The following is a 26,999-nucleotide window of genomic DNA, read 5'->3' as shown; positions in this document are numbered from 1 at the left end:
GGGTCCCGCCGCCACGGCCACTCGACGGCAGCGCGTCGTCAGGGGTAGCGCGGTGTGGAGCCCGACGCCCGGTCGATGAGGCGCTGCACCATGTCCTCGGCCGTCGTGTTCTCCCCCGGGCGGTTCGGCTTGCCGCTGCCGTGGTAGTCGCTCGACCCCGTGACGATGAGGTCGTGCCGTGCCGCGAGCTCGCGCAGCATCCTCTTGCCCTGCGCGGTGTTCTCGCGGTGGTCCACCTCGAAGCCGCCGAGCCCCGCGTCGATCAGCCGTTCGATGTACGCCACGGGCATCATGCGGTCGCGGCCGGCCGTGACGGGATGGGCGATGACGGCCACCCCGCCCGCGGCGGTGATGAGCCGCACGGCGGTGAGCGGATCGGGGGCGTAGTGGGGTTCGTAGTAGCCCTCGCGCGGGTGCAGGATGCCGTCGAACGCTTCGGTGCGATCCCGCACGATGCCGCGCGCGACGAGGGCGTCGGCGATATGCGGTCGGCCGACCGTGGCGTCGAGCGTGGTCTGGGCGACGACGTCGTCCCACTGCAGGTCGTAGTCGCGACCGATGTTGCGCACGATGCGCTCGGCCCGTCCGATCCGGTCGTCGCGGATGCGGTTCGTCTCGGCGCTCAGCGCGGCGTCGTCCGGGTCGAAGAGGTAGCCCAGCACGTGCACGCTGCGCCACTCGTGCTTGGCGGAGAGCTCCATTCCGGGCAGGAACGTCATGCCGAGGGCGACCGCCGCGTCGCCCGCCTCGGTCCAGCCGGTGGTGCGGTCGTGATCGGTCAGTGCGGCCGTGCGGACACCGTGCGCGTACACCTGCCGCATCACCTCGGCGGGCGACTCCGTGCCGTCGGAGTGGTTGGAGTGCAGGTGCAGGTCGGCGGGACCGGCGAACCTGTGTGACGCGGCGGGCATCCTCCGAGCGTAGCGAGCGCCGGGACCCGCGGATCCGCAGCCGCGCTGATCGGCGTCGCGGCAGGGCTTTCACAGGCGTCGCTTCTAGGCTGGAGGGGATGTTTCGTCTCCTGGGGATCCTGTTCACCGTGCTGTTCGCGATCGCGACGGCCATCGTGGTGTGGCCGCAGTTCTTCCGCCTCGAGCAGACCTACCCGTTCGCGCAGCTGGTCGCCGCCCGCGGCCTGGTGCTCGGCGCGCTCCTCGTCGTCGCGGTGCTGGCGCTCCTGCTGCTGCTGGCCCGGCCGCTCCGAGGGTTCGCGGCGTCGATCCTGATCGTGGCGCTGCTGGGTGCCGGGGCCACCGGGGTGATCGGCGCGACGCGCGGCTTCACCGGCGCCACCCTCCCCGCCGCGACCGACAGCAGCCTGCGGGTGCTGACCTGGAACACGGCGGGCGAGGCCGTTCCCGCGGAGGAGATCGCACGACGGATCCTGGAGCAGGGTGCCGACGTCGTCGCTCTGCCGGAGACCACCGAGGCGGTCGGCGAGCGCATCGCGTTGATGCTGCGGGAGCAGGGGCACCCGATGTGGGTGCACCACGTGCAGTTCCGGCCCGACGTGCCGAACGGCCCGCAGTCGTGGCAGACGACCGTGCTGGTCGCTCCCGAGCTGGGCGAGTACTCCGTGATCGAGTCCGCCAGGGACGGCAGCAGCAACACCGGGTCCGTGCCGAGCGTCGTGCTGATGCCGGTGGACGGCGACGGGCCGACGATCGTGGCCGTGCACGCGGTCGCTCCGCGCATGGAGGAGATGCAGCAGTGGCAGAGCGACCTGCAGTGGATCGCCGACCAGTGCCCGGCGGGCGACTTCATCCTCGCGGGTGACTTCAACGCCACGGTCGACCACATGGCGTCGCTCGGCGTGGAGGGGGGCGACATGGGCTATTGCCGCGACGTCGCCTCTCGCACGGGCAACGGTCTGTCCGGCACGTGGCCCAGCTCCCTGCCCGCGCTGGCCGGGGCCCCCATCGACCACGTGATGGCCTCTCCGAACTGGCGCCCGACGGGGTCCGTCGTCCTGGACGACGCCGGTGGCAGCGATCACCGCGCGCTCGTGGTGCAGCTGGAACCGGCCGGCTGACCCTGCGCGTGCGCCCCGGGGTGAGAGACTGGAGCGATGAGCACCGGAGAACGCGACACGATCGCTGACGAGACCGTCGAAGCCCCCGTCGAGAACAGCTCGACCAATCGCAAGCAGCCCTTCCCGCAGGGCTTCCTCGACACCATCTCGACCGGATGGGCCGAGCGTCCGGAGACGGTTCCGGCTCCGCGCGCGCAGGCACCGTTCGCGGCGAAGCGCCGCGCCGCCGTCTCGGCCGCCTTCCCCGGGCAGCGCCTCGTGATCCCGGCGGGCTCTCTCAAGCAGCGCAGCAACGACACCGACTACGTGTTCCGCGCCCACTCGGCGTTCGCGCACCTCACGGGGTGGGCGTCGGACGCCGAACCCGACTCCGTCCTGGTGTTCGAGCCGACCGACGGCGGCCACGACGTCACCCTCTACTTCCGCGAGCGCGCGGACCGCACCACCACCGAGTTCTACGCCGACGCGACGATCGGCGAGTTCTGGATCGGCCCGCGCCCCTCGCTGGCCGGCGTCGCCGCCGACCTGCAGATCGCCACGGCACACCTGCACGAGTTCCGCCCGAGCGAGGGAGAGCTCGTCCTCGACGAGGACGAGACCCTCAGCCGCGTCGTCTCCGAGCTGCGCCTCATCAAGGACGAGTTCGAGATCGCCGAGATGCGGCGTGCGGTGGAGATCACCGCGAACGGCTTCGACGACATCATCCGCGAGCTTCCCGCCGCGATCGCGCACGCCCGCGGCGAACGGGTGGTCGAGGGCGTGTTCCACCGCCGCGCGCGCGAGGACGGCAACGGCGAGGGCTACGACACGATCGCCGCGTCCGGCCCGCACGCCTGCTACCTGCACTGGACGCGCAACGACGGTGTGGTCGCTCCCGGAGACCTGATCCTGGTGGATGCGGGGGTGGAGGCGGACAGCCTGTACACGGCGGACATCACGCGCACCCTGCCGGTCTCGGGCACCTTCACCGACGTGCAGCGGCGCGTGTACGAGACAGTCCGTGAGGCGGCCGACGCCGCGTTCGCGGCAGCCCGGGTGGGCGTGCGGTTCCGCGACGTGCACGCCGCTGCGATGGCCGTGATCGCCGAGCGCACCGCCGAGTGGGGTCTGCTGCCGGTCACGGCGGAGGAGGCGCTGGACGCCGACGCCGGCGGTCAGCACCGCCGCTACATGGTGCACGGCACCTCGCACCACCTGGGTATCGACGTGCACGACTGCGCTCAGGCCCGCCGCGAGATGTACTACGACGGCATCCTCGCCCCGGGCATGGTCTTCACGATCGAGCCCGGTCTGTACTTCCAGATCGACGACCTCACGGTGCCCGCCGAGCTGCGCGGCATCGGGGTCCGGATCGAGGACGACATCCTGATGACGGAGGACGGCCCCGTGAACCTGTCGGCCGACATCCCGCGCACGGCCGACGAGGTCGAGGCGTGGATGGCCCGGCTCCGCGGCTGACCCGGCGATGCACGACGGTGAGCTGACGGTCGACGACACCCTCGCCGACCGTCTGCTCGCCCGGGATGCACCCGACCTGCACGGTCGACCGCTGCGCAGGGTCCCCGCGGCGGGCACGGTCAACACCATCGTGCGGCTCGGCGACGACCTCGTGGCGCGCTTCCCGCTGTTGCCCACCACCGAGCAGCAGCTGCGGAGGGAGGCGGCCGCCCTGCACGAGTTCGCCGAGGCCACGCCGTTCGCCACCCCGGTCCCCGTGCGCGTCGTGCCGCCGTCGACCGACTACCCGTCGGCGTGGTCGGTGCAGACGTGGGTGCCCGGACGACCGGCCGACCCGCTGGCCCACGCCGATGCCGCGGACCTCGCGCGTGACCTCGGGGCGCTGATCCGTGCGCTGCGCGCGGTCGACGTCGCAGGGCGCGGGTTCGACGGTCGGGGCCGCGGCGGAGTGCTGGCCGACCACGACGAGTGGGTCGCGGAGTGCCTCGCGCGCAGCGGGTCGCTCTTCGATGTCGCCGCGGCCACCGCCCTGTGGTCGGAGCTGCGGTCGCTGCCGTCCGCCGAGGACGTGGTCATGAGCCACCGCGACCTCACCCCGTTCAACCTGTTGATCGCCGAGGACGGCGGCGCCCGCCTGGTCGGTGTGCTCGACGGGGGCGACTTCGGTCCGGCCGACCCCGCCCTCGACCTGGTGTGCGCGTGGCACCTGTTCGACGCGCCGGTGCGCGAGGTGCTGCGGGACGCGGTCGACGTGGGCACGACGACCTGGTTGCGCGGCGCGGCCTGGGCCTTCCAGCAGGCCGCGGGCCTCGGCTGGTACTACGAGCGCTCGAATCCGGCGATGAGCGCGCTCGGCCGCACCACGATGCGCCGGCTGCTCGCCGACGCGGACCTGCGCCGCCTGATCTAGCCGCTGCCTCCGGTCTGGCGGAGTGAGGGGTGGTGGGCCGCCGTTCTCCCCAGATCGGCGGCCCGTCCCCCTGAATGGAAGCGGGCCGGGCCGGGAACTCCTCCCCCGAGGCTCCCGAGCCCACCCGACCGGCGCAGAACCCCCCGCACCGGCGCCCGAACTCCGCCCCCCGGAGGAGTTCGTGTGGCGTCTCCACCTGATGAGACGGGCTCGCACACGATTCATTACGCGAATCGGAGAAAAAGTTCTGGGGAATCTCGTCAGCGGCGTCGGGCGACGATGAAGTCGCGGATCACCGGGGCGAGCGCGGCCCCGACATCGGCCGCGGGACGCTTGTGTCCCGCGATCTCGAAGGAGTGACCGCCGCCCTCGATCCAGTGGACCCGGGCGTCCTGGCAGGCGGCGAGCGCCTCCTCGAACTGCGACAGCGGCTGGATGAACGGGTCGTTCGTCCCCTCGATGAACAGCTGCGGCACGGCGATCGCCGGAAGGTGCTCGGTGCGCGGACGGTCCGGGCGCCCCGGCGGGTGCAGGGGGTAGCCGAGGTACACGAGCCCGTCGACGGCGAGCCCCTCGGCGACCGCGAGCGACGCCATGCGCCCGCCGTACGACTTGCCCGCGGCCCAGATGCGTCGACCGGGGTGGGCGGCCCGGGTGGCCTCGACGATCGCGCGCCAGGTGGCGACGGCGTGGGCAGCCGGACCCGGCATCTTCCGCCCCTGCTGGCTGTAGGGGAAGGAGAACCGTGCCGTCGCGAGACCGAGACCGTCGAGTGCCCCGGCGAGGCCGACGAGGAACGGGTGGTCCTTGCCCGCGCCGGCGCCGTGGGCGATCAGGACGATGTCGGCACTCTCGGCGTCCGTCCGATCGACCGACACCGTGACCGTGCCGTTGGGCAGCGCGACGTCGAGGGTGCTCATCGCTCGTCGTGCCGCGTCAGCGGATCGTGCCAGCGGCGCCGGGATCGGCCGGCCGCGGCGGCACCCCGGGCTCGGGGGCGGGAGCGGGCTCCGGGGCGGGAGCCGGCTCCGGGGCGGGAGCGGGTTCGGGGGCGGGAGCGGGCTCCGGGGCCGGTGCGGGCTCGGGGGTCGGAGCGGGGGCGGGTTCCGCGCCCGGCTCAGGTTCGGGGGCCGGCGGAGCGGGCGCGGGAGCCGGAGCAGCCGGGGGTGCGGGAGCGGGCGCGGGGGTGCCGGCACCCGGGGTGATGCGCTCCCCATAGCGCGGCGGCTCGTCCAGGTTCACGGGCGGGCGCACCGGAGCGACCCGCGTGGCACCGAGCACCTGGCGGGCCTTGGCCAGCGACGCCGCCTGCACCGTGACCTCGTAGTGATCGGCGGCGAACTGCGTGACGCTCGCGAAGTCGCGGCGCCGGCGGACGATCGCGTACGTCACGAGGCTCAGCAGCATGCCGACCGCGACACCGATGAAGACGAATCCCACGAACAGCTGGATGGGGACCTCGGGGTTGCCGAGCACGAGGATGGCCGACAGGAAGAGCCCGATCAGCACGCCGTTGATCGCGCCCGATCGGGCGGCGGCGGCATAGCCGAGGCGCCCCGTCACCCGCTCGACCGTGCGGACGCTCTGCCCGACGATCGCGATGTCCCGCGCCGGCACCTCTCCGGCGATCAGCTTCGACACCGTCTTCTGCGCGCTCTCGTAGTCGCGCATCGAGGCGACGATCTCGCCGGTGTCCGTGCCGTTCGCTGGGCGATTAAGCATGCTCATCAAGCCATTCTTCCATGCCGTGCTCACGGCCGCCGCGGATGGCGTGCGGCCGCCGCGGGCGAGACCCCCGGGATACGCTGGACGAGTGAGCACACAACGGGTCTTCGCCGCGCGCCTCGCAGGGTGCGCCGTCTTCGATCCCGTCGGCGACCGGCTCGGCAAAGTCCGGGATGTCGTCGTCGTGTATCGAAGTACCGCGGCCCCTCGTGTGATCGGCCTCGTGGTCGAGATCCCCGGCCGCCGCCACGTGTTCCTCTCGATCGGGCGGGTCACCTCGATCCGGTCGGGGCAGGTCATCACCACGGGCCTCATCAACGTGCGCCGCTTCTCACCGCGAGCCGGTGAGGTGCGGGTGCTCGCGGAGATGCTCGGGCGCCGCGTGAGCCTCATCGACGGCAGCGGCACCGCCGTCATCGAAGACGTGGCGATCGAGCCGAACCGTCTGGGCGAATGGGCCATCAGCCAGCTCTTCCTGCGGCGACCGAAGACCGGGGCCTCCCCCTTCGCCAAGGGGCCGACGACGTTCGCCGCCTGGAACGAGGTCGCCGAGGAGCGGGCGCCGGGCGAGGCGCAGTCCGCCGAGCAGCTCGTCGCGTCGTACTCCGAACTGCACGCCGCCGACCTCGCCAACACCCTCCTCGACCTGCCGCAGCAGCGCATGATCGAGGTCGCCGAAGAGCTCTCCGACGACCGTCTCGCCGACGCCCTGGAGGAGATGCCGGAGGACGAGCAGGTGCACATCCTCGACCGGCTCGGCGACGAGCGCGCCGCGGACATCCTCGACCAGATGGAGCCGGACGACGCCGCCGACCTGCTCGCACAGCTGCCGCCCAACCGCCTGGAGCAGCTGCTCGAGCTGATGGAGCCGGAAGAGGCAGAGGACGTCCGGATGCTGCTCCGCTACGGCCCCGACACGGCGGGCGGTCTGATGACGCCGGAGCCGATCATCCTCTCCGCCGACGCGACCGTGGCCGAGGCCCTGGCGCTCATCCGCCGTCACGAGCTGCACCCCGCCCTCGCCGCCGCGGTGTTCGTCACGCTGCCCCCGTTCGAGACCCCGACCGGACGCCTGCTGGGCCTCGTACACTTCCAGCGGATGCTGCGCTACCCGCCGCACGAGCGCCTCGGCGCCATCCTCGACGACAGCCTCGAACCCGTCCCGGTCACGGCCTCCGCGGCCGAGGTCGCCCGCATGCTCGCCAGCTACGACCTGGTGTCGCTCCCCGTGGTCGACGCCGCCCACCGCCTCGTCGGCGCCATCAGCATCGATGACGTGCTGGACTACCTGCTGCCCGACGACTGGCGCACGCACGACAGCGACGACGCGTCGCCCACGACGGGGGCGCGCTGATGGCGAGGATGAGCCGGTCGACGCCGCGCCTGGACGCACCGGGGCGGGGAACCACGCGCCCCCGCACCACCTCCCGCGACCGCTTCGGACGGTTCACGGAGTGGGTGGCCCGGGCCATGGGCACGCCCGCCTTCCTCGTGATCCTCAGCCTGTTCTGCATCCTTTGGATCGGGTGGAACACGCTCATGCCGCACCACCTGCGCTTCGACGATGCGGCCCTGGGGTTCACGGCGCTCACGCTCATGCTGTCACTGCAGGCCTCGTACGCCGCCCCGCTGATCCTGCTCGCGCAGAACCGGCAGGACGACCGCGACCGCGTGCAGATCGAGCAGGACCGCCAGCGGGCCGAGCGCAACCTCGCCGACACGGAGTACCTGGCGCGGGAGATCGTGGCGCTGCGCATGGCGCTCGAGGAGCGCAATTCGCAGGCGGTCACCCGAGACGTGCTGCGCCAGGAGCTGAAGGCGCTGCTGGCCGAGCTGAACGACGCCGAGGACGAGCCGGCGGGCGGCGCGACCCCATGACCGCGGCCGACAGCGTCCGCAGCGCCGTCTCCGCCGTCACGGACCCGGAGCTGCGACGCCCCATCGGTGAGCTCGACATGGTGCGGGACATCGAGGTCGACGGCACCGTCGCGCACGTCGGGATCGCGTTGACCATCGTCGGGTGCCCCGCCGCTGACCGCATCGAGCGGGATGTCCGCGCCGCGGCCGCCGCGGTGCCCGGCATCGAGACCGTCGAGGTGGACGTGGGGGTCATGACCCCCGCCGAGCGGAAGGCGCTGACCGAGAAGCTGCGCGCCGGTCGCCCGCCGCGCCACATGCCGTTCGGACCCGAGTCGCTCACGCGCGTGATCCTCGTGTCCAGCGGGAAGGGCGGCGTCGGCAAGTCCACCGTCACCGCGAACCTCGCGGTCGCTCTCGCCCAGCGCGGGCTCGCGGTCGGCCTCGTCGACGCCGACGTGCACGGGTTCTCGATCCCCGGTCTGCTCGGCATCCCCGCCGGCACGCAGCCCACGCGCATCGACGACCTCATGCTGCCCCCGGTCGCGCACGGCGTGAAGGCGATCTCGATCGGGATGTTCCTGCGCGACGGCGAGTCGGTCGTCGCGTGGCGCGGGCCCATGCTGCATCGGACCGTGTCGCAGTTCCTCACCGACGTCTTCTTCGGCGACCTCGACGTGCTGCTGATCGACATGCCGCCCGGCACGGGAGACATCGCGATCTCGATCGGTCAGCTGCTCCCCCACGCGGAGGTCCTCGTGGTGACGACGCCGCAGGCGGCCGCATCGGAGGTGGCGATCCGCAGCGGACTGGTGGCGCGGCAGACCGGACAGCGGGTGATCGGCGTGGTCGAGAACATGGCGGCGTACACGCTCCCGGACGGCACCGTGGTCGATCTGTTCGGCGCGGGCGGCGGGGCGGCGGTCGCCGAGGCCCTGTCGGAACCCGGCTCCCCGGTGCCGCTGTTGGCCTCGATCCCGCTCAGCCCCGCGCTGCGGCGGGGCGGCGACGTCGGCGACCCCGTCGTGATCGCCGAGCCGGACGACGCGGCGGCGACCGCCATCCGCACTCTGGCCGCACAGCTCGGACGACAGGGACGCGGCCTCGCCGGTCGACCGCTGCCGATGTCGATCTCCTGACCCGTGGAGGATGCCCGGATGCCGCACCGCTCCGTGACCGTGGACGAGAGACTGCTCCGTCACATGGCGAGGGACGCCGCGATCTACACCCTCACGCGCCCGGTCGCCATCGTCATGTGGCTGGCGCTGGCCGCCGCCCTGATCATCGGCGTGCTCAACCTCACCGCGACCGCGCGCGCCGGGCAGGAGACGTCCGCCATCGTGGCCTTCACTCCGGCGGTCGCGGTCGCCCTCGGCCTCTACGCGGTGCTGCTGTCGGTGTCCAGCGCGCGCCGTGCGGTGCGGGCCGCCATGCCCGTGGAGAGCGTGGTGTGGGTGGCGCTGGAGGACGACCGGCTGCAGCTGGGCAGCGACCGGCGGCGCTCCGAGATCCCCTACTCCGAGTTCCAGCACGTCCGCGTCGGGCGCGACGCCGTGCTGCTCAAGGTGCGCGATGCCGCCGTGGCGACCGCGATCCCCCGCGTGCTGCTGAGCGACGACGACATCGCACGACTGCGATCCCGCGTCTCCTGAGCCGTCGGGTCAGGTGGCCTCGGAGTCGAACGGAGGACGGTTCTGCGCATCGAACACCGGCGGCGCGGTGCGCGGGGCCACCGGTTCCGCGATGGTGGCGGCGACCGCGGCCGGGGTCGTCGGCTGCGGCTCCTCGAACAGGGCGTCGCGGATGATGCGCCGGGGGTCGTACTGCCGCGGGTCGAGCTTGCGCCAGTCGACGTCGTCGAGCTCCGGGCCCATCTCCTCCCGCATCCGCGACTTGGTGTCGCGCAGGTACTCGCCGGCCTTGCGGACGAGTCGCGCGAAGCTCTCGGCCGCACGGGGAAGACGTTCGGGTCCGATGATCAGCACCGCGATGAGGCCGATCAGCAGCAGCTTCTCGAAGGTCAGACCGAACGTCATGTGACCAGGCTACCGCCGCGCCTGCGGAGTCTGCGCGCAGACAGCCCATACCCTGGAGGCATCACCCACGCAGGCAGGGAGAGTCAGCCCATGAGCGAGCACGACGCCAACGCGCGCTTCCTTCGAGAATCCATCGTCGAACCGGATTCCCTCGCGAGGGCGCGCGCGCACGCGGTCGAGCTCGGTGCCGCCCCGGTGAGCGCCGCGGTCGGTTCGCAGATCGCCGTGCTCGCCGCCGCCGCGGGGGCGCGGTCGATCGTCGAGATCGGCACCGGTGCCGGCGTGTCCGGCCTCTGGCTGCTGCGCGGCGCCCCGCAGGCCGTCCTGACCACGATCGACAACGAGCCGGAGCATCTCGCCGCGGCACGCCAGGCGTTCGCCGACGCCCGCGTCCCGTCCACCCGCGCCCGCCTCATCACGGGTCGCGCGAGCGACGTGCTGCCGCGCATGAACGAGTCCTCGTACGACATCGTGCTGGTCGACGCCGACCCGGAGAACGTGATCGAGTACGTCGAGCACGGTTTGCGGCTCGCACGGGTCGGCGGGCTCGTGCTCGTGCCGCGCATCCTCGCCGGCGGTCGCGTGGCCGACCCCGTGCAGCGCGACGACGTGACCTCCGCCTACCGCTCGCTGGTGCAGGCGACCCAGGAGTCCTCCGCGGTGCTGGCCACGGTGTCGCCGGCCGGTGAGGGACTGCTGCAGCTGGTGCGCCTCGACGACCAGGACTGACCGCGGGCACGGGGCCGGAACAGCGAAAGAGGGCGATGGATCCGCGGATCCATCGCCCTCCTGGTTCCGCACGAGCGGACCCGGTTCGATCAGGCCGGCGTCACGACGGCACCCAGCACGTCGTGGAGCTCCTTCGCTTCGGCGTCGTTCACGGAGACGACCAGGCGGCCGCCGCCCTCGAGCGGAACGCGCACGATGATGAGTCGTCCTTCTTTCACGGCCTCCATCGGTCCGTCTCCGGTCCTCGGCTTCATCGCTGCCATCGTGGCTCCCTTTCCTCCGGTGGTATGGAACGAGTTTATCGGGTGACACCGCGCCGTGGACGTCACGCCGACACAATCCCGTTCTCCCGCGCGATCAGGGAACCTGCCAGAACGTGCTGCCGAGCGCATACACGTGGTAGATCCACACCCACTGACCGAGCAGGCACAGCACCAGCACGCCGAGACGCCAGGCGCGCGACCGGGGCACCGCGACCGCGCCCCACACCGGGCTGAGCGGCAGCAGCAACCGGAACGTGCTCGACTGCGGGAAGAACACCGCCAGCAGGTACAGCAGGTAGCTCGCACTCCACAGGCGCAGGTCCGCACCCAGTGCCCGCACCGGGCGGGCGAACAGCAGCGCGAGGGCCGCGGCCACCACGAGCAGCACGAGCGCGACGGGTCCCCCCGCGGCGGGAAGCCCCCACAGCGAGAACCAGAACTGCGACGCCTGCACCCACCCCTCGAACGGCACGAAGCCGTCGACGCCGCCCACGATCCAGTGCCGGCGCCAGGCGAGCTCGGTCGCGAGATACGCCCCGGGGTCGCCCGTGACGACGGCGGCGATCACCTGCCACGCGAAGCCGGTCGCGACGGCGAGCGCGCCGGCCGCCACGATGTGCACCACCTCGCGCAGCGCGAGCGGATCGTCGCGGCGGTGGATCCAGCGGAGGATGCCGTGGAGGCCGAGGTACAGCGCGAACGCCAGAACCCCGGGTCGCGTGAAGCCCATCACCGGGATCAGCAGGTACAGCCACGCGTACTGCCGGCGGATCGTCGCGTCCAGGGCGAGGAACAGCAGCAGCAGGAACAGCGTCTCCGCATAGCCCACCTGGAACATCGCGGCCAGCGGCCCTGCGGCGAAGAACACGACCGCCCAGAGCGCGGCCCCGCTGCCGATGCGATCGCGCAGCAGGCGATGCAGCGCCAGGCAGGCCAGGTAGCCGGCGACGAGGGCGAGCACGAACGCTCCCGCTCCCCAGGAGCCGAGCACGAAACCGAGCGCCTTCGCGGCGTATGCGAACACCGGCATGAACGCCCACGCGTTCTCGGCGACCTCGCCGGCGTCGGTCAGCGGCAGCTCGCTCGGATACCCGTGGACGGCCACCTGCCAGTACCACTGGGCGTCCCAGCCGAGCACGAAGTCGATCAGGCCCGCGTCACCGCCGAAGCGCGAGAAGACGGTGGACAGCGACGCCGCCGCGATCAGGAACCCCGTCGTCACGACGCGCGCGCCGAGATAGATCAGGCCGATGCGCAGCGGAAGGGGAAGCCGGGCCCAGCGACGTGCCGTGCTCAGTGCGAGGTGAGCCATGCCCGCAGGCCCTGCTCGACCGCCGCGATCTGCGCGAGCGGCACCCGCTCCTCGTCGTGGTGGGCGAGGTGCGGGTCACCGGGGCCGTAGTTCACGGCGGGGATGCCCAGCGCCGAGAAGCGCGCCACGTCGGTCCAGCCGTACTTCGGTCGCGGCTCGGCGCCGACCGCCGCCACGAAGTCCCGCGCGATGTCGGCGTCCAGCCCGGGGCGTGCCCCCTCGGCCGCATCCGTGATCTCCACGTCGAACCCCGCGAGCACCGCGCGCACGTGGGCCTCGGCGTCGGCGGCCGACTTGCTGGGCGCGAAGCGGTAGTTGACCTCGACCTCGCACGCGTCGGGGATGACGTTGCCCGCCACCCCGCCGGCGATGCGGACGGCGCTGAGGCTCTCGCGGTACAGCAGCCCCTCGACCGGGACCTCCCGAGCGCGGTACTCGGCCAGACGGGTGAGGATGGGCGCGGCGCGATGGATGGCGTTCTCGCCGATCCACGCCCGGGCACTGTGGGCGCGGACACCCGAGGTACGCACGATCGCCCGCAGCGTGCCGTTGCAGCCGCCCTCGACCTCGCCGTTCGACGGTTCGCCCAGGATCGCGAAGTCCGCCTGGAGCAGGTCGGGACGTGCCGCCGCCAGCAGCGCGAGCCCGTTCTTGGTCGCCTCGACCTCTTCGTTGTCGTACCACATCCACGTGATGTCGACCGCGGGGTCGGTCAGCTCGGCCGCGAGCTTCAACTGCACCGCGGTGCCCGCCTTCATGTCGACCGTGCCGCGCCCCCACAGGTAGGGCTCGCCGTCGACCTCGATGTCGCGCGTGGGAAGGTTGCCGTTCACGGGCACGGTGTCGATGTGGCCGGCGATCGCCACGCGACGGTCTCGGCCGCGGTCGGTGCGGGCGACGATCGTGTTCCCGTGCCGGATGACCTCGAGGTGCGCGAGGGGGGCGACGGCCTGCTCGATGGCGTCGGCGAGCGTCTTCTCGTCGCCCGAGACGCTCGGGATGTCGCAGATCGCGCGGGTGAGGGCAGCAGAGGACGCGGTCAGATCGAGCACCATGCCCTCAGCCTACCGACCGTCGTCATGCGGGCGGAGGCCCGGGTCGGCCCGCGATACCGTGGAGGTATGAGCGACGCGAGAACTGTGTGGGGCATCGGACTGACCACGACCGCCGGCGACGGCACCGTCCTGGACGCCTGGTTCCCCGAGGTGCGCACCGTCGCCCCCTCGACCGAGGACGCCGCGGCCGCGGTCGACGCCCTGGTCCCGCTCGCCGGGCCGGACGAGCGCCGCAACGTGACGGTCGAGGTCGTCCAGCTCCAGGTCGACCTCGACGCCGCCCCCGCCTCCACCGCGGACGCATACCTGCGGCTGCACGCGCTGTCGCACTTGGTCGCACGCCCGAACGAGCTGAACCTGGACGGCATCTTCGCCCACCTGCCGAACGTGGCCTGGACGAACGCCGGACCTGTCCTGCCGTCCGACGCGGCCCGTCTGCGCCCGCAGCTCCAGCGGGCGGGCATCCAGGTGCAGGGGCTCGACAAGTTCCCGCGCCTGACCGACTACGTCCAGCCCGCCGGTGTCCGCATCGCCGACGCGTCCCGCGTGCGCCTCGGCGCCCACCTCTCCCCCGGCACCACCGTGATGCACGAGGGCTTCGTGAACTTCAACGCCGGTACGCTCGGCGCCTCCATGGTCGAGGGCCGCATCTCGCAGGGTGTCGTCGTGGGCGACGGCAGCGACATCGGTGGCGGCGCCTCCATCATGGGCACGCTCTCCGGCGGCGGCACGCACCGTGTCTCGATCGGGTCGCGCACGCTCCTGGGCGCCAACGCGGGGATCGGCATCTCGCTGGGTGACGACTGCGTGGTCGAGGCCGGGCTCTACGTCACGGCTGGCACCAAGATCGTGCTGGCCGACGGCCCGGTCACTCCGGACGGCGGCCGTCCGACCGTGAAGGGCGCGGAGCTGTCCGGCCGCGACGGCCTCCTGTTCCGTCGCAACTCCCTCACCGGTGCGGTCGAGGCGGTCCAGCGCGCCGGCGTCGGGGTCACGCTGAACGACGCGCTGCACGCCTGACACCGGGCATGCGGCCTCCGGCATGCCGCCACTGGTAGACTGACACCGCTGCTCGCGCCGCCGGCCGGTCAGCATCGTCGTCGTCTAGGGGTCTCCGAGGACCGAAGCGAGCGCCCGGCGCTCCCATCACCAGCCCGAACTGGCCATACGTACGGCGAACGGACGCGCGATCCGCCGCGTCCTCGCCCACCTCACCCCACTACCGCGCCCCTGTCGGGCGCTGACGGAGTTTCTGCATGCCTTCCTTCCTCGATCTCGGCGTTCCCGCCGAGCTCGCCGCCGTTCTCGCCGCCTCCGGCAAGACCGAGGCGTTCGCGATCCAGCGCGACACCCTTCCCGATTCGCTCGCCGGCCGTGACCTCCTCGGTCGCGGACGCACCGGCAGCGGCAAGACCATCGCCTTCGCCCTTCCGCTCGTGGCGCGGCTCGCGGCCTCGGGCACCAAGCGCCGCGCCGGGCTCCCCCGCGGCCTGGTGCTCGCGCCGACCCGAGAGCTCGCGACGCAGATCGCCGCCACCGTGGCCCCGCTCGCCGAGGCCGTGGGCCTCCGCGTCACCACCGTGTTCGGCGGTGTCAGCCAGCGTCCGCAGGAGAAGGCGCTGCAGGGCGGCGTCGACATCGTGGTGGCCTGCCCCGGTCGCCTCGAAGACCTCATGAAGCAGCAGGTCGTGCGTCTGAGCGCGATCGAGGTCGCGGTGCTCGACGAGGCCGATCACATGGCCGACCTCGGCTTCCTCCCCGGCGTCACCCGCATCCTCGCGGCGACGCCCGCCGACGGACAGCGCCTGCTGTTCAGCGCGACCCTCGACCGCGGCATCGACACCCTCGCCCGCCGGTTCCTCTCGAACCCGGTCAGCCACGAGGTCGATGAGGCGAGCGTGCCCGTGGGCGAGATGACGCACCGCGTGCTGGTGGTCGACTCCACCGAGAACAAGACCGTGCTCGTGCGCGACCTGGCGTCCGGCACCGGCCGTCGCATCCTGTTCACGCGCACGAAGCACCAGGCGAAGAAGCTCGCCAAGCAGCTCACGGCCGCCGGCATCCCCGCGGTCGACCTGCACGGCAACCTCTCGCAGAACGCGCGCGAGCGCAACCTCGGCGCGTTCTCGACCGCTCCGGAGGACGGCGGGGTGCGCGTGCTCGTGGCCACGGATGTCGCGGCGCGCGGTGTGCACGTCGATAACGTCGACCTCGTGGTGCACGTCGACCCGCCCGTCGAGCACAAGGCCTATCTGCACCGCTCCGGCCGCACCGCGCGTGCCGGCGCCGCGGGCACGGTGGTCACGGTCGTGCTCCCCGAGCAGCGCCGCGACGTGAAGGACCTGCTGCGCAAGGCCGCGATCTCGGCCCCGCTCGAAGAGCTCACCCCGGCCGCGGTGACCGAGCTGGTGCCGGAGCGCGCGCCGCACGTGCGCCCCGCACCGGTGCAGCAGGCGCCGCAGCGCCCGGCCGCCAAGCAGCGCCCCGCCGGTGGCGAGCGCAGCTCCGCGGCGACCCCGCCCGCGCGACGTCGCCGCCGCCGCTCCGGCGGTCAGGGCGGCGGCCAGGGCGCCAGCTACTCCACGCAGACCGGCGGCGCTTCGCGCCAGGGCGGCCAGTCCCGCCAGGGCGGTGGCCGCGGCTCGCAGGGCCGCTGACACCCCTGCCACCCGGAACGGTGCCCCTCTTCACGGAGGGGCACCGTTCTGCGTGGCGCTGCCGGACGCCGAAACGCCCCCTCCGATGTGACGGAGGGGGCGTTTCGGGTGACGGCTCAGCGCGTCGGGAAGGACCGCTCGGGCGAACCCGTGTACAGCTGCTGCGGGCGGCCGATCTTGGTCTGCGGGTCGAGCTGCAGCTCACGCCACTGCGCGAGCCAGCCCGGGAGCCGTCCGATCGCGAAGAGCACCGTGAACATGCGCGTCGGGAAGCCCATCGCCTTGTAGATCACGCCGGTGTAGAAATCGACGTTCGGGTAGAGGCGACGCTCGCGGAAGTAGTCGTCGGCGAGCGCGAGCTCCTCGAGCTCTTTCGCCAGATCGAGCAGCGGGTCGGTCACGCCCAGCGAGGCGAGCACCTCGTCGGCCGCCTCCTTGACGAGCTTGGCGCGCGGGTCGTAGTTCTTGTAGACCCGGTGCCCGAAGCCCATCAGCTTCACGCCCTCTTCCTTGTTCTTCACCCGCTCCACGAAGCGCGCGACGCTCTGCCCCGAGTCGCGGATCTGGCCGAGCATCGTCAGCACGGCCTCGTTCGCACCGCCGTGCAGCGGGCCGGAGAGCGCCTGGATGCCGGCGGACACGGAGGCGAACTGGTTCGCGCCCGTCGAGCCGACGAGGCGGACGGTCGACGTGGAGGCGTTCTGCTCGTGGTCCTCGTGCAGGATCAGCAGCAGCTCGAGCGCCTTCGCCATGACCGGGTTGATCTCATACGGCTCGGAGTTGACGCCGAAGTTGAGCTTGAGGAAGTTCTCCACGAACCCGAGGGAGTTGTCGGGGTACAGGAACGCCTGCCCGACGCTCTTCTTGTGCGCGTAGGCCGCGATCACCGGGAGCTTGGCGAGCATGCGGATCATGTTCAGCTCGACGTGCTCGGGGTTGTGCGGGTCGGTCTGGCCCTCGTAGTACGTCGACAGGGCGGCGACCGCCGAGGACAGCACGGACATGGGGTGCGCGGTGTGCGGCAGCGCGGAGAAGAAGCGCTTGAGGTCTTCGTGCAGCAGCGTGTGGCGGCGGATCTTCTCGTCGAACTCGGCGAGCTCGGATGCCGAGGGCAGCTCGCCGTAGATGAGCAGCCACGCCACCTCGAGGTAGCTGGTGCTCCCGGCGAGCTGTTCGATCGGGTAGCCGCGGTAGCGCAGGATGCCCTTGTCGCCGTCGATGAAGGTGATCTCGGACTTGGTCGAGGCGGTGTTCACGAAGCCGTAGTCGAGTCCGGTGTACCCGGTCTGCCTGGTCAACGTCGAGAAATCGATGCTGTCGTGGCCGGCCGTGCCGCGCACCACGGGGAATTCGGCGGTGGTGTCACCGATCGTCAGCTTCGCCGTCTGGTCTGCTGCAGCGCTCACGCGCCCTCCTCCTTTGTCTGACCGCCTGCGCGTCGCGGGGGTGTCAGCACGTTCGTGATCAAGCCGGAAGTGGCGATCTCTCGGCGCCGAGCGCCTGGTCGGGTGACGACCGAATCGCTTTTACAGCCTAGTAGTCCCACCGGCCTACTGTGACAACCGCCAAACAGATCGCCGCTGAGCTGAGGGAAGCTACAGAGCGCCGTCGTGCAGGCGCTCTGCCGCCGCGCTCACCCGCTCGGTCGGCGCGGTCAGCGCGAGCCGCACGTGCTGCGCCGCGTCGGCACCGTAGAAGGGGCCGGGACCCGCGAGGATGCCCAGGTCGGCGAGCCGCCCCAGCGACTCCCACGCGTCGCGTCCCTCCGTCGCCCACAGGTAGAGACCCGCCTCCGAGCCGTCGATGCGGAAGCCGGCGGCCTCCAGGGCCGGACGGAGCAGGTCGCGCCTGGCGCGGTACAGCTCCTTCTGCGCGGCCACGTGCGCGTCGTCGCCGAGCGCCACGGCCATCGCGTGCTGCACCGGAGCGGGCGGCATGAGGCCGAGGTGCTTGCGGGCGGTGAGCAGCTCCCCCACGATGCGGGCGCACCCGGCCACGAAGGCGGCGCGATACCCCGCGAGGTTCGACTGCTTGCTGAGCGAGTACACGCTGAGCAGGTTGGCGCGGCTGCCGTCGGTCACCCGCGGGTCCAGCACGGACGGGATCGGCTCCGTCGACCACGGGCCGTCCCACCCCAGCTCCGCGTAGCACTCGTCGCTCGCCAGGACCGCGCCCAGCTCGCGCGCGCGACGCACGGCGGCCGCGAGCTCCGCGACGCTCCAGGTGCGCCCGTCGGGGTTGCCAGGGGTGTTGATCCAGATGAGCTTCGTGCCCTCGGGCCACTCCGCCGGATCGTCGGCCGCGAGCGGTGTGGCTCCGGCGACGCGGGCGCCCACGTCGTACGTCGGATAGGCCACGCGCGGGTGCACCACGATGTCGCCCGGACCGAGACCGAGCAGCGTGGGCAGGAGCCCGACGAGCTCCTTCGAGCCGATCGTGGGTAGCACGTTGTCGATGCGCAGATCCGGCACGCCGCGGCGGCGCGCATACCAGGCGACGATGGCCTCGCGCAGCGCGGGCGTGCCGACCGTCTGCGGATAGGCGTGGGCGTCTGTCGCCTCGGCGAGCGCCCGGCGGATGATGTCAGGCGTCGGGTCGACGGGCGAGCCGACCGAGAGGTCGACCAGACCGCCCGGGTGCTGCGCTGCGCGGTCACGGAACGGGACGACCGCGTCCCACGGGTAGTCGGCGAGGTCGCGGACGCTCACGGCCGGCGCCTACTCGCCCTGCGGCGGCAGCGCGGCGATGATCGGGTGGTCGAACGGGTAGACGCCGACCTTGGCGGCGCCTCCCGGCGAGCCGATCTCGTCGAAGAACTCGACGTTGGCCTTGTAGTAGTCCTGCCACTCGTCGGGCAGGTCGTCCTCGTAGTAGATGGCCTCGACGGGGCACACCGGCTCACAGGCACCGCAGTCGACGCATTCGTCCGGGTGGATGTACAACGACCGTTCGCCCTCGTAGATGCAGTCAACGGGGCACTCGTCGATGCAGGCGCGATCCTTGACATCGACGCACGGGAGGGCGATCACATACGTCACCGCTCCAGTCTACGTCGCGCTCGGCTCCCGGTCCTCCGTCGGCGCGCTCGCGGGTCGTGCGGGCGGGCGGGAGAACGACGGCCACGCGACCACGAGCAGCACGATCCCCGCCGCCAGGTAGGTCCAGATGCGACCGGCGAGCGAGTCCTGCACCACGACGGAGCCGCCGGGGCCCACACCGGAGATCATGACCAGCATGCCGAGCATCCCGAGCCCTGCGGCGACGGCCGCCCAGCGGTCGTGGGTGAGCGCGCGGATCGCCACCAGGATGGCGGCGCAGGCGATCGCCGCGACGATCAGGCCGACTGGGATCGGGCCCCACGTCACGCTGTGCGCGATGGTCCCGGCCACGCCGTAGACACCGCCGACCAGGGCCGCGGCGACCCACGACAGCACCCTCGAGATCCCGTTCACGCGCACCCCTCGATCCTATCCGCGCGGCGGTCGCGGCACCCGCCGATCAGCTCGCGAGCCCGAACAGGCGCAGCAGCGCCGCCACCAGCGCCGCCGCCACGACCACCACGAGGAACGACTGCCGCAGCCACAGCAGTCCGGCCGCCACCAGCAGCGCGGGCACGCGGGCGTCGACCGTGATGGCCTGGCCGTCGCCGAGCGTCTGCACTGCGACGAGCGCCGCGAGCAGGGCCACCGTGAGCAGATCGGAGATGCGGGCGGGACGCGGCGCCTCGAGCACCTTCGGCGGCACGAGGTAGCCCGCGGCCTTGAGCGCGAGGCAGATCAGGGCGGCCAGCAGGATGGCGCTCCACAGGCTCATGCGCCGGCCTCCCGCGTCTCGAGGGGCTCGCGTCCCGCATCGTCCCGCCCGAGCCAGTTGAACCACCCGACCGCGATCGCGACGACTGCGGCGATCAGCACCGGCAACCCCGGCATGAGGAACGGGGTCAACGCCGCCGCGACCACTGCCGCCGCCACGCCGACGGCCACCGCCTGGCGCTGTCGGAGGCGCGGCCACAGCAGGGCGAGGAACGCTGCCGCGGCCGCCGCGTCCAGGCCCCAGGCCTTCGGGTCGCCGAGCACGTCGCCGACGAGGGCTCCGGTGAGGGTGGTCAGGTTCCAGCCGATGAAGATGCCCACGCCCGTGACCCAGAAGCCCACCCGGCGCAGGCGAGGGTCGTTCTGGGCGATCGCGACGGCGGTGGACTCGTCGATCGTGAAGTGCGCGGCGGCCGCACGGCGCCACGGTCCTCCCCCGACGAGGGGCGACATGCGCATGCCGTAGGCGACGTTGCGCACGCCGAGCAGCGCGGCCGAGGCGATCGCCGACGGGAGGGCGGCGAGTCCGCCCGAGGCGAAGACGCCGATGAACGCGAACTGCGACCCGCCCGTGAACATCAGCAGGCTCAGCACGCAGGTCTGCCACACGTCCAGCCCGGAGGCGACGGCGAGGGCACCGAACGAGATGCCGTAGGCGCTGGTGGCGAGCACGACGCCGAGCGCCTCGCGCCACACCTCGCGTTCCGCGGTCACCGGGACACCGCGCGCGCTGTTCGTTTGAGTGAACGCATGACCATCATTCTGAACAGCTGCTGGTGGATAGTCAAGCGAACGATCGTTTGACATGATGAACGCATGGAGGATCTCCGCACCCGCCTCGCCCGCACGCTCCGCCGCGAGCGCGAGGCCGCGAGCCTGTCCGTCTCGGAGCTCGCCCGCCGCGCCGGCGTCTCCAAGGCGACCGTCTCACAGCTCGAGAGCGGCGCGGGCAACCCCAGCGTCGAGACGCTGTGGGCCCTGGGCGTCGCCCTCGGGGTGCCCTTCGCGGTGCTGGTCGACCAGCAGGCCAACGCGCCCACGCTCATCCGCGCCGACGAGCTCGCGGGCGTGCCCTCGTCCGCCGCCGCCTACAGCGCGACCCTCCTCTCGGCCAGCCCGCCCGGCGCCCGGCGCGACGTGTACCTGATCCAGGCCGAGCCCGGAGACCCCCGCCGTTCCGACCCGCACCACCCGGGCACGATCGAGCACGTGATCCTGATCGCGGGCCAGGCCCGCATCGGCCCGCCCGACGAGCCCGTCGTGCTCGACCCCGGCGACTACCTCACGTACGCCGGAGACGTGTCGCACATCTTCGAGGCCACCAAGCCCGGGACGAGCGCGGTCCTCATCTCCGAGCTGCGCTGAGCGCCGCCTCAGTCCGAGCCGCTCGACGGCGACGGATCGGGGATCTCGTGCGGCCGGTACTGCGGCAGCCGCGACGCCGGAAGGATCGCCAGGGCGCTCACCGCCGCCAGCAGCAGCAGTCCGAGCTTGAGCGTGCTCAGACGCGCCTGCTCGTTCACGGCGACCGCAGCATCCACCTGCTCCTCCGTGGCGTCCGTCGACTCCAGCACCACGCGCAGGTCGTCGTTGCTGATGAAGTTCACGTCATCCATCGGCACCTGCGCCACCAGCGACGGCGGCAGCTCCGGATGCTCGACCACCGCGCGACCGACGTTCAGGGCGAGCAGCGACACCAGCAGCGCGCCGGCGAGAGCCGTCCCCACCGCCGATGCGAGGTTCTGCGTCGTGCCGCGCAGGGAGCCCACGTCGCCCGCCAGCTCCGCGGGGGCCGCCGTGACCAGCACGTTGAACACCAGCGTGACCAGGGCGCCCTGTCCGATACCGAACACGATCAGCCCCGCGATCGTCGGCACGGTCTCCCAGTTGTTCGTCACGACGACCGAGAGCCACACGAGCGCGGCGGTGGTGAGGATGAAGCCGAACACCCCGATGGTGCGCGGGGGGTAGCGCTTGTAGAAGCGCACGACCAGAGTCGCGGTCAGGAAGACCGTGAGGTTGAACGGCATCATCGCCAGCGACGTGTCGAACGGGGTCCTCCCCTGCACGATCTGGATGTACAGCGGGATCGTGAAGTTCACGCACGCCTCGAGCCCCACGACGATGAACATGGCGTAGACGGCGGCACGCTCGCGCGACGACCCCAGCACACTGAGGTCGATGAGCGGTACCTTGCCCTCCGCCATGCGCCGCCGCGTCCACAGGAAGAACGCCTGCCCCAGCACGAGGCCGAGCACGATGAACAGCGGTGCCGGCGACAGCCCCAGCACGCTGAACGGGGCGGCCGGCGATGCGGCCAGCGCACCCCAGCTGTTGAGGTTGTTGAACCCGAGCGTCAGCAGCACGATCGCGCCGCCGATCAGGAGCGACGCCACGAGGTCGATGCGGATGGAGGCGTCGCCGCGGTCGCCGCGCAGCGTGAAGCTCAGGGCGAAGACGGCGACCGCGACGGCCAGCACGATGAAGAACAGCGGGCGCCAGCCGACGAGCGTGCCCAGCGTGCCGCCGATGAGGAAGGCGCTCACACCCGAGATGGCGCGGGCGGAGCCGATGGCCCCGATCGCGGTGGCCTGCTGGGATCCGCGGTAGTTCTCGGCGATCAGCGCCACGATGGACGGCACGATGATGGCCGCGGCCGCCCCGGCCACCGCCTGACCGGCGATCGCCCACCAGATGCCGGGGGCGGTGAGCATCATGATCGCGGAGCCGGCGAACAGGGCGACCACCACCCGGAAGATCAGCACCCAGCCGACGCGCTGCCCGAGCTTCGCGCCCGTCATCACGAGCGCCGCGACCGCCAGGCCGTACATCACGATGGTGGTGCTGGCGAGTGTCGGCGGCACGCCGAACTCACCGACCATGCCGCCCAGGGAGATGGGCAGCGCCGCCACATTGAACGACATCAGCACCTGCGCGAGGAACAGACTCACCATCGGCAGCCACGAGGTCTTCGCTGGCGCCTGCACCGTCTCCGTCATGATCGCTCCTTCTCCGCCGGTCGGGGACCGCTTCCCGAGTCGTCCGCCTGCGCGGGTGCGGAGGCGAACAGATTGAGCCCGAGCGAGCGCGACAGATGGCCGATCGCCATCTGCGACCGCACGGAGTTGCCCGCGTCGTCCAGCCGCGGCGAGAACCCGGCGGCCGCCCCTTTGCCCGGCGAGACCGCGACGATCCCTCCCGCGACACCGGACTTCGCCGGGAGACCGATCTCGAACAACCAGTCGCCGGAGTTCTCGTAGAGTCCGCTCGCTGCGACGACCGCGAGCGTGTCGCGGCACACGTCCGCCGTCACCACGCGCTCCCCCGTGATCGGGTTCACGCCGCCGTCGGCGAGCGTCGCCCCCATGACGGCCAGGTCGTGCGCCGTCACGCTCAGCGCGCACTGCCGCGTGTACACATCGACGATCTCGTCCGGGTCGCCCGCCAGGCGTCCGTAGCTCTTGAGCAGCCAGCCGAGGGCGCGGTTGCGGTCGTTCGACACCGCCTCCGACGCGTACACCTCGCCGTCGAGGCTCAGCGGCCGTCCGGCGAACGCCGACAGCCCCTCCCGCACCCGTTCCCACTGTTCGACCGCGGTCGCGCCCGGCATCAGCGCCGTGGTCGCGATCGCGCCGGCGTTGACCATCGGGTTGCGCGGATGGCCCTCGTTCAGCTCCAGCGCGACGACCGAGTTGAACGCGAGCCCGGTGTTGTTGACGCCGACGATGTCGCGGACGCGCTCGTGCCCGTGCTCCTGGATCGCCAGGGCGTACACGAACATCTTCGAGATCGACTGGATCGAGAACGGGTGCAGCGCGTCTCCGGCGTCGTGCACCCCGCCGCCGACCTCGATGACGGCGAGACCGAACAGCTCGGGGTCCACCTCGGCCAGCACCGGGATGTAGTCGGCCACGCGCCCTCCGCGCTCACCGGCATAGCGGGCGTGGGCCTCCCGGACGATCTCGTCCACGCGCTCCCAGCCGGGCAGCGTGCCGGTCGAGACCTCCTGCGGGACATCGAGCCAGGCGACGGGATCGAGCACCACTCCTCCTCGGATTCGCGACGCTCCCCAGCCGTCACAGTCACCGTAGCGCTCGACCGCCTCTCAGGATAGGCCCGTCACGGTGCGTGACCTCCGGCCCGCTCGGGCTCAGTACCAGTTCATCGCCTGCGAGTGGCCCCAGGCGCTGCACGGCGTGCCGTAGGCGTCGGCGATGTACTTCAGGCCCCACGCGATCTGAGTGGCCGCGTTGGTCTGCCAGTCGGCGCCGGCCGAGGCCATCTTGCTGCCGGGAAGCGCCTGCGGGATCCCGGTGGCACCGCCATCGGCGTTGTACGCCCGGTAGTTCCAGCCCGACTCCTTGTTCCACAGCGAGTTCAGGCAGGAGAACTGATCGCCGCCCCAGCCGTAGCGGTCGGCCATCATCTGCTGCGCGGTCGCCTTCGCGCCGTCCACCGTGTTGGCCGCGGCGAGCGCGGCGGCGGCCGCAGCGGCCTGCTCGGCGGCGACGCGCGCCGCCTCCTCCGCGGCCTTCTGCTCCTGCGCCGCCGTGTACGCCTGCTGCAGCGCCGCGGTCTCCGCGACGACTTTCTCGGTCTCGGCGGCGGCCTGCTCGGTCGCGACCGTCACGAGGAGCAAGGGCAGGGTCGCACGGTCGTCGAGGGTCTCCAGGTCATCCTCGAGCGGCGTCGTGTCCACCGGGGCCGCAGCGCTCACGTCGAGGCCGGACGCGGAGACCTCGGCGGTCAGGGCGTCCGCCGCCGCGACCGCATCCTTCCCCTTCGACACCGTCATCACGGCCTCGTCGGCGATGCGGGTGAGCGGTTCCGCGCCGAAGGCCTGGCTCGTGATCGCGGCCGACGCGGCCGGCTGCGCGGTGCCGGTGGCGGGGGCGGCCGTCACCCCGACCGTGAGGGTGATCCCCACGAGGGCGGCGGCCGCGGTGCCCAGGACGAGCAGCGGGGTACGGGTGACGGCGGCGCGCGCGGCAGCCACCTCGGAGGCGCGCCGAAGCGCACGGGTCTTCTGAAGCATTGGGTTCGACTTTCGGGTCGTCGTGCGCCCGATGCGGGACACTCATCGGGAGATTGCCCCGGACGCAAGTGAACGAGTCTGCGTCATCGACCTAGCCCCCACCTGGCATTTTCATGAGAAGAGGGCCCCACGCCGGAGCGTGGGGCCCTCTCGGAAGGGTGCGGGGATGCCTCAGGCGTTCGCGTCCTGACGCTTCAGGCGCGAGGCCTCGCGACCGCGGACGGTCTGGTCCAGGATCACCTTGCGGATGCGCACCTTCTCGGGCGTCACCTCGACGCATTCGTCGTCACGCGCGAACTCCAGGCTCTCCTCGAGCGTGAGCAGCCGCGGCGGCGTCATCGACTCGAAGTTGTCGGCCGTGGAGGAGCGCATGTTGGTGAGCTTCTTCTCCTTGGTGATGTTCACGTCCATGTCGTCGGCGCGCGAGTTCTCGCCGATGACCATGCCCTCGTAGACCTCTTCGGTCGGCTGCACGAAGAACGACATGCGCTCCTGCAGGGCGATCATCGCGAAGGGGGTCACCACGCCGGAGCGGTCGGCCACGATCGAGCCGTTCTGGCGCGTCGTGATCTGACCGGCCCATGGCTCGTACCCGTGCGAGATCGCGTTCGCGATGCCGGTGCCGCGGGTGGTCGTGAGGAACTCGCTGCGGAAGCCGATGAGACCGCGCGAGGGCACGACGAACTCCATGCGCACCCAGCCGGTGCCGTGGTTGGTCATGTTCTCCATGCGGCCCTTGCGGTTCGCGAGGAGCTGCGTGATCGCGCCGAGGTGCTCCTCCGGCGTGTCGATGGTCAGGTGCTCGAACGGCTCGTAGACCTTGCCGTCGATCTTCTTGGTGACCACCTGCGGCTTGCCGACCGTGAGCTCGAAGCCCTCGCGACGCATGTTCTCGACGAGGATGGCGAGCGCGAGCTCACCGCGACCCTGCACCTCCCAGGCGTCGGGACGGCCGATGTCGACGACCTTGAGCGAGACGTTGCCGATGAGCTCGCGGTCCAGACGATCCTTCACCATGCGGGCGGTGAGCTTGTGCCCCTTGACCTTGCCCATGAGCGGCGACGTGTTCGTGCCGATCGTCATGGAGATCGCGGGGTCGTCGACCGTGATGGCCGGCAGCGGACGGATGTCCTCGGGGTCGGCGATGGTCTCGCCGATCGTGATGTCCTCGAAGCCGGCGATCGCGACGATGTCGCCGGGGCCCGCGGAGTCGGCCGGGTAGCGCTCCAGGGCGCGGGTCTTCAGCAGCTCGGTGATCCGGGCGTTGCTGGTCGTGCCGTCGGAGCGGACCCAGGCGACCGTCTGGCCCTTCTTGAGCGTGCCGTTGAACACGCGCAGCAGGGCGAGTCGGCCGAGGAACGGGCTGGAGTCGAGGTTCGTGACCCAGGCCTGCAGCGGTGCCTCGTCGTCATAGGACGGCGCGGGCACGTGCTCGAGGATCGCCTCGAACAGCGGCTCCAGGTCGTCGTTGTCGGGCAGCGACCCGTCGGCGGGACGGTTCTGCGAGGCGGCGCCGGCACGGCCGGAGGCGTACACGACCGGAACGTCGAGCAGCGCGTCGACATCGAGGTCGGGCACGTCGTCGACCAGGTCGGACGCGAGACCCAGCAGCAGATCGTGCGCCTCCTCCTCGACCTCGGCGATGCGGGCGTCGGGGCGGTCGGTCTTGTTGACCAGCAGGATCACGGGCAGCTTGGCCTCGAGGGCCTTGCGCAGCACGAAGCGGGTCTGCGGCAGCGGGCCCTCGCTCGCGTCGACGAGCAGCACGACACCGTCGACCATGGACAGGCCGCGCTCGACCTCGCCGCCGAAGTCGGCGTGGCCGGGCGTGTCGATCACGTTGATCGTGATCTCCTTGCCGTCGGCGTGCTTGCCCTTGTAGGTGATCGCCGTGTTCTTGGCGAGGATCGTGATGCCCTTCTCGCGCTCGAGGTCGTTCGAGTCCATCGCCCGCTCCTCGACGTGCGAGTGTTCGCCGAAGGAGCCCGTCTGGCGGAGCATCGCGTCGACGAGCGTGGTCTTGCCGTGGTCGACGTGGGCGACGATTGCGACGTTGCGGAGGTCAGAGCGGAGGGCGTGCGCCATACAAGGGTCCTCAAAGAGTGTGGGGTTGCGCCG

General features: G+C 71.7%; 28 protein-coding genes. 11 read left to right on the top strand and 17 right to left on the bottom strand.

Going from position 1 to position 26,999, the window contains the following annotated elements; genetic code table 11:
- Nucleotides 1-38: 38 nt before the first annotated feature.
- Nucleotides 39-911 (bottom strand): PHP domain-containing protein, encoded by an 873-nt coding sequence (locus ACFWCH_RS11565; RefSeq protein ID WP_378803562.1) that lies wholly within the window; start codon nt 909-911, stop codon nt 39-41.
- Between the two features lie 98 nt (nt 912-1,009).
- Here ACFWCH_RS11565 and ACFWCH_RS11560 point away from each other — a divergent pair, with 98 nt between their 5' ends.
- From ACFWCH_RS11560 to ACFWCH_RS11550, 3 genes are read left to right on the top strand one after another with little or no spacing between them, the layout of a single operon-like run.
- On the top strand, nt 1,010-2,032 hold the full coding sequence (locus ACFWCH_RS11560) for an endonuclease/exonuclease/phosphatase family protein (protein WP_136029982.1): 1,023 nt from the start codon (nt 1,010-1,012) through the stop codon (nt 2,030-2,032).
- 36 nt (nt 2,033-2,068) lie between these two features.
- The gene (locus ACFWCH_RS11555; protein ID WP_378803561.1) at nt 2,069-3,490 is read left to right on the top strand and encodes an aminopeptidase P family protein; all 1,422 of its coding nucleotides are present in this window, start codon (nt 2,069-2,071) and stop codon (nt 3,488-3,490) included.
- Nucleotides 3,491-3,497: 7 nt separating this feature from the next.
- A complete protein-coding gene (locus tag ACFWCH_RS11550) occupies nt 3,498-4,400 on the top strand; it encodes a phosphotransferase (RefSeq protein WP_378803560.1) in 903 nt (300 codons plus the stop codon).
- A 260-nt stretch (nt 4,401-4,660) separates the two neighbouring features.
- On the opposite strand, the gene ACFWCH_RS11545 is transcribed toward ACFWCH_RS11550, so the two are convergent.
- Nucleotides 4,661-5,320: an alpha/beta family hydrolase gene (locus tag ACFWCH_RS11545; RefSeq protein WP_378803559.1), complete on the bottom strand. Its 660-nt coding sequence runs from the start codon at nt 5,318-5,320 to the stop codon at nt 4,661-4,663.
- A 16-nt stretch (nt 5,321-5,336) separates the two neighbouring features.
- A complete protein-coding gene (locus ACFWCH_RS11540; RefSeq protein WP_378803558.1) occupies nt 5,337-6,122 on the bottom strand; it encodes a general stress protein in 786 nt (261 codons plus the stop codon).
- A 91-nt stretch (nt 6,123-6,213) separates the two neighbouring features.
- Between ACFWCH_RS11540 and ACFWCH_RS11535 the strand changes: the two genes are divergently transcribed.
- Genes ACFWCH_RS11535 through ACFWCH_RS11520 form a run of 4 tightly spaced genes read left to right on the top strand, consistent with a single transcriptional unit; the run spans nt 6,214 to nt 9,634 of the window.
- A complete protein-coding gene (locus tag ACFWCH_RS11535; RefSeq protein WP_136033187.1) occupies nt 6,214-7,479 on the top strand; it encodes a magnesium transporter MgtE N-terminal domain-containing protein in 1,266 nt (421 codons plus the stop codon).
- The gene (locus ACFWCH_RS11530; RefSeq protein ID WP_136033189.1) at nt 7,479-8,003 is read left to right on the top strand and encodes a DUF1003 domain-containing protein; all 525 of its coding nucleotides are present in this window, start codon (nt 7,479-7,481) and stop codon (nt 8,001-8,003) included. The genes ACFWCH_RS11535 and ACFWCH_RS11530 overlap by 1 nt, the downstream gene beginning before the upstream one ends.
- Nucleotides 8,000-9,121 (top strand): Mrp/NBP35 family ATP-binding protein, encoded by a 1,122-nt coding sequence (locus ACFWCH_RS11525; RefSeq protein ID WP_136033192.1) that lies wholly within the window; start codon nt 8,000-8,002, stop codon nt 9,119-9,121. Before ACFWCH_RS11530 ends, ACFWCH_RS11525 begins: the two co-directional genes overlap by 4 nt.
- Nucleotides 9,122-9,139: 18 nt before the next feature.
- Nucleotides 9,140-9,634: a YcxB family protein gene (locus ACFWCH_RS11520; protein WP_136035377.1), complete on the top strand. Its 495-nt coding sequence runs from the start codon at nt 9,140-9,142 to the stop codon at nt 9,632-9,634.
- Nucleotides 9,635-9,643: 9 nt separating this feature from the next.
- Here ACFWCH_RS11520 and ACFWCH_RS11515 read toward each other — a convergent pair whose 3' ends face one another.
- On the bottom strand, nt 9,644-10,018 hold the full coding sequence (locus ACFWCH_RS11515; protein ID WP_136033195.1) for a twin-arginine translocase TatA/TatE family subunit: 375 nt from the start codon (nt 10,016-10,018) through the stop codon (nt 9,644-9,646).
- Between the two features lie 90 nt (nt 10,019-10,108).
- On the opposite strand from ACFWCH_RS11515, the gene ACFWCH_RS11510 reads away from it, so the two are divergent.
- The gene (locus ACFWCH_RS11510) at nt 10,109-10,747 is read left to right on the top strand and encodes an O-methyltransferase (RefSeq protein ID WP_136033197.1); all 639 of its coding nucleotides are present in this window, start codon (nt 10,109-10,111) and stop codon (nt 10,745-10,747) included.
- Between the two features lie 89 nt (nt 10,748-10,836).
- Here ACFWCH_RS11510 and ACFWCH_RS11505 read toward each other — a convergent pair whose 3' ends face one another.
- The 3 genes from ACFWCH_RS11505 to dapE all read right to left on the bottom strand — a co-directional run bounded on the left by ACFWCH_RS11505 (nt 10,837) and on the right by dapE (nt 13,377).
- Nucleotides 10,837-11,010: a DUF3117 domain-containing protein gene (locus ACFWCH_RS11505; RefSeq protein WP_136033199.1), complete on the bottom strand. Its 174-nt coding sequence runs from the start codon at nt 11,008-11,010 to the stop codon at nt 10,837-10,839.
- Between the two features lie 94 nt (nt 11,011-11,104).
- Nucleotides 11,105-12,322, bottom strand: a complete 1,218-nt coding sequence (locus ACFWCH_RS11500; RefSeq protein WP_378803557.1) for a hypothetical protein — start codon at nt 12,320-12,322, stop codon at nt 11,105-11,107.
- Complete coding sequence (gene dapE / locus ACFWCH_RS11495) at nt 12,304-13,377, bottom strand: succinyl-diaminopimelate desuccinylase (RefSeq protein ID WP_136033202.1); 1,074 nt, start codon at nt 13,375-13,377, stop codon at nt 12,304-12,306. The genes ACFWCH_RS11500 and dapE overlap by 19 nt, the downstream gene beginning before the upstream one ends.
- A gap of 66 nt (nt 13,378-13,443) precedes the next feature.
- Here dapE and dapD point away from each other — a divergent pair, with 66 nt between their 5' ends.
- Together dapD and ACFWCH_RS11485 are read left to right on the top strand one after the other, a co-directional pair.
- Nucleotides 13,444-14,397, top strand: coding sequence for a 2,3,4,5-tetrahydropyridine-2,6-dicarboxylate N-succinyltransferase (gene dapD / locus ACFWCH_RS11490; protein WP_136033204.1), 954 nt, complete (start codon nt 13,444-13,446; stop codon nt 14,395-14,397).
- A gap of 236 nt (nt 14,398-14,633) precedes the next feature.
- Entirely contained in the window at nt 14,634-16,034 is a 1,401-nt protein-coding gene (locus tag ACFWCH_RS11485) for a DEAD/DEAH box helicase (RefSeq protein WP_206251515.1), read from the top strand.
- 116 nt (nt 16,035-16,150) lie between these two features.
- Here ACFWCH_RS11485 and ACFWCH_RS11480 read toward each other — a convergent pair whose 3' ends face one another.
- The 6 genes from ACFWCH_RS11480 to ACFWCH_RS11455 all read right to left on the bottom strand — a co-directional run bounded on the left by ACFWCH_RS11480 (nt 16,151) and on the right by ACFWCH_RS11455 (nt 20,560).
- Entirely contained in the window at nt 16,151-17,440 is a 1,290-nt protein-coding gene (locus tag ACFWCH_RS11480) for a citrate synthase (RefSeq protein ID WP_136028647.1), read from the bottom strand.
- Nucleotides 17,441-17,629: 189 nt separating this feature from the next.
- Entirely contained in the window at nt 17,630-18,742 is a 1,113-nt protein-coding gene (dapC, locus tag ACFWCH_RS11475) for a succinyldiaminopimelate transaminase (RefSeq protein WP_136028646.1), read from the bottom strand.
- Nucleotides 18,743-18,751: 9 nt separating this feature from the next.
- Entirely contained in the window at nt 18,752-19,072 is a 321-nt protein-coding gene (gene fdxA, locus ACFWCH_RS11470; RefSeq protein ID WP_017203330.1) for a ferredoxin, read from the bottom strand.
- A 9-nt stretch (nt 19,073-19,081) separates the two neighbouring features.
- Nucleotides 19,082-19,486 carry a hypothetical protein gene (locus ACFWCH_RS11465; RefSeq protein WP_206251516.1) on the bottom strand — a complete coding sequence of 135 codons (405 nt, stop codon included), beginning with the start codon at nt 19,484-19,486 and terminating at the stop codon, nt 19,082-19,084.
- 46 nt (nt 19,487-19,532) lie between these two features.
- Nucleotides 19,533-19,847, bottom strand: coding sequence for an AzlD domain-containing protein (locus tag ACFWCH_RS11460; protein ID WP_136028645.1), 315 nt, complete (start codon nt 19,845-19,847; stop codon nt 19,533-19,535).
- The gene (locus ACFWCH_RS11455) at nt 19,844-20,560 is read right to left on the bottom strand and encodes an AzlC family ABC transporter permease (protein WP_136045755.1); all 717 of its coding nucleotides are present in this window, start codon (nt 20,558-20,560) and stop codon (nt 19,844-19,846) included. Before ACFWCH_RS11455 ends, ACFWCH_RS11460 begins: the two co-directional genes overlap by 4 nt.
- A 102-nt stretch (nt 20,561-20,662) precedes the next feature.
- Between ACFWCH_RS11455 and ACFWCH_RS11450 the strand changes: the two genes are divergently transcribed.
- Nucleotides 20,663-21,211, top strand: a complete 549-nt coding sequence (locus tag ACFWCH_RS11450; RefSeq protein WP_136036699.1) for a helix-turn-helix domain-containing protein — start codon at nt 20,663-20,665, stop codon at nt 21,209-21,211.
- 8 nt (nt 21,212-21,219) lie between these two features.
- Here ACFWCH_RS11450 and ACFWCH_RS11445 read toward each other — a convergent pair whose 3' ends face one another.
- The 4 genes from ACFWCH_RS11445 to typA form a co-directional block, all read right to left on the bottom strand.
- A complete protein-coding gene (locus tag ACFWCH_RS11445; RefSeq protein ID WP_136036700.1) occupies nt 21,220-22,845 on the bottom strand; it encodes an MFS transporter in 1,626 nt (541 codons plus the stop codon).
- Entirely contained in the window at nt 22,842-23,888 is a 1,047-nt protein-coding gene (glsA, locus tag ACFWCH_RS11440; protein ID WP_378803556.1) for a glutaminase A, read from the bottom strand. The genes ACFWCH_RS11445 and glsA overlap by 4 nt, the downstream gene beginning before the upstream one ends.
- Before the next feature lie 108 nt (nt 23,889-23,996).
- Nucleotides 23,997-24,881 (bottom strand): phospholipase, encoded by an 885-nt coding sequence (locus ACFWCH_RS11435; RefSeq protein WP_136028640.1) that lies wholly within the window; start codon nt 24,879-24,881, stop codon nt 23,997-23,999.
- A 171-nt stretch (nt 24,882-25,052) separates the two neighbouring features.
- A complete protein-coding gene (gene typA, locus ACFWCH_RS11430) occupies nt 25,053-26,966 on the bottom strand; it encodes a translational GTPase TypA (RefSeq protein ID WP_136028639.1) in 1,914 nt (637 codons plus the stop codon).
- Nucleotides 26,967-26,999 lie beyond the last annotated feature (33 nt).

Source organism: Microbacterium sp. NPDC060132, assembly GCF_042729675.1.
Lineage (GTDB): Bacteria > Actinomycetota > Actinomycetes > Actinomycetales > Microbacteriaceae > Microbacterium > Microbacterium sufflavum.
This window is presented reverse-complemented; position numbering and strand designations above follow the sequence as displayed.

Excerpts from the sequence above, each read along its gene's own strand:
- ACFWCH_RS11565 (WP_378803562.1), bottom strand. The coding sequence starts at position 911 with ATGCCCGCCGCGTCACACAGGTTCGCCGGTCCCGCCGACCTGCACCTG.
- ACFWCH_RS11560 (WP_136029982.1), top strand. The coding sequence starts at position 1,010 with ATGTTTCGTCTCCTGGGGATCCTGTTCACCGTGCTGTTCGCGATCGCG.
- ACFWCH_RS11555 (WP_378803561.1), top strand. The coding sequence starts at position 2,069 with ATGAGCACCGGAGAACGCGACACGATCGCTGACGAGACCGTCGAAGCC.
- ACFWCH_RS11550 (WP_378803560.1), top strand. The coding sequence starts at position 3,498 with ATGCACGACGGTGAGCTGACGGTCGACGACACCCTCGCCGACCGTCTG.
- ACFWCH_RS11545 (WP_378803559.1), bottom strand. The coding sequence starts at position 5,320 with ATGAGCACCCTCGACGTCGCGCTGCCCAACGGCACGGTCACGGTGTCG.
- ACFWCH_RS11540 (WP_378803558.1), bottom strand. The coding sequence starts at position 6,122 with ATGCTTAATCGCCCAGCGAACGGCACGGACACCGGCGAGATCGTCGCC.
- ACFWCH_RS11530 (WP_136033189.1), top strand. The coding sequence starts at position 7,479 with ATGGCGAGGATGAGCCGGTCGACGCCGCGCCTGGACGCACCGGGGCGG.
- ACFWCH_RS11525 (WP_136033192.1), top strand. The coding sequence starts at position 8,000 with ATGACCGCGGCCGACAGCGTCCGCAGCGCCGTCTCCGCCGTCACGGAC.
- ACFWCH_RS11520 (WP_136035377.1), top strand. The coding sequence starts at position 9,140 with ATGCCGCACCGCTCCGTGACCGTGGACGAGAGACTGCTCCGTCACATG.
- ACFWCH_RS11515 (WP_136033195.1), bottom strand. The coding sequence starts at position 10,018 with ATGACGTTCGGTCTGACCTTCGAGAAGCTGCTGCTGATCGGCCTCATC.
- ACFWCH_RS11510 (WP_136033197.1), top strand. The coding sequence starts at position 10,109 with ATGAGCGAGCACGACGCCAACGCGCGCTTCCTTCGAGAATCCATCGTC.
- ACFWCH_RS11505 (WP_136033199.1), bottom strand. The coding sequence starts at position 11,010 with ATGGCAGCGATGAAGCCGAGGACCGGAGACGGACCGATGGAGGCCGTG.
- ACFWCH_RS11500 (WP_378803557.1), bottom strand. The coding sequence starts at position 12,322 with ATGGCTCACCTCGCACTGAGCACGGCACGTCGCTGGGCCCGGCTTCCC.
- dapE (WP_136033202.1), bottom strand. The coding sequence starts at position 13,377 with ATGGTGCTCGATCTGACCGCGTCCTCTGCTGCCCTCACCCGCGCGATC.
- dapD (WP_136033204.1), top strand. The coding sequence starts at position 13,444 with ATGAGCGACGCGAGAACTGTGTGGGGCATCGGACTGACCACGACCGCC.
- ACFWCH_RS11485 (WP_206251515.1), top strand. The coding sequence starts at position 14,634 with ATGCCTTCCTTCCTCGATCTCGGCGTTCCCGCCGAGCTCGCCGCCGTT.
- ACFWCH_RS11460 (WP_136028645.1), bottom strand. The coding sequence starts at position 19,847 with ATGAGCCTGTGGAGCGCCATCCTGCTGGCCGCCCTGATCTGCCTCGCG.
- ACFWCH_RS11450 (WP_136036699.1), top strand. The coding sequence starts at position 20,663 with ATGGAGGATCTCCGCACCCGCCTCGCCCGCACGCTCCGCCGCGAGCGC.
- ACFWCH_RS11445 (WP_136036700.1), bottom strand. The coding sequence starts at position 22,845 with ATGACGGAGACGGTGCAGGCGCCAGCGAAGACCTCGTGGCTGCCGATG.
- ACFWCH_RS11435 (WP_136028640.1), bottom strand. The coding sequence starts at position 24,881 with ATGCTTCAGAAGACCCGTGCGCTTCGGCGCGCCTCCGAGGTGGCTGCC.
- typA (WP_136028639.1), bottom strand. The coding sequence starts at position 26,966 with ATGGCGCACGCCCTCCGCTCTGACCTCCGCAACGTCGCAATCGTCGCC.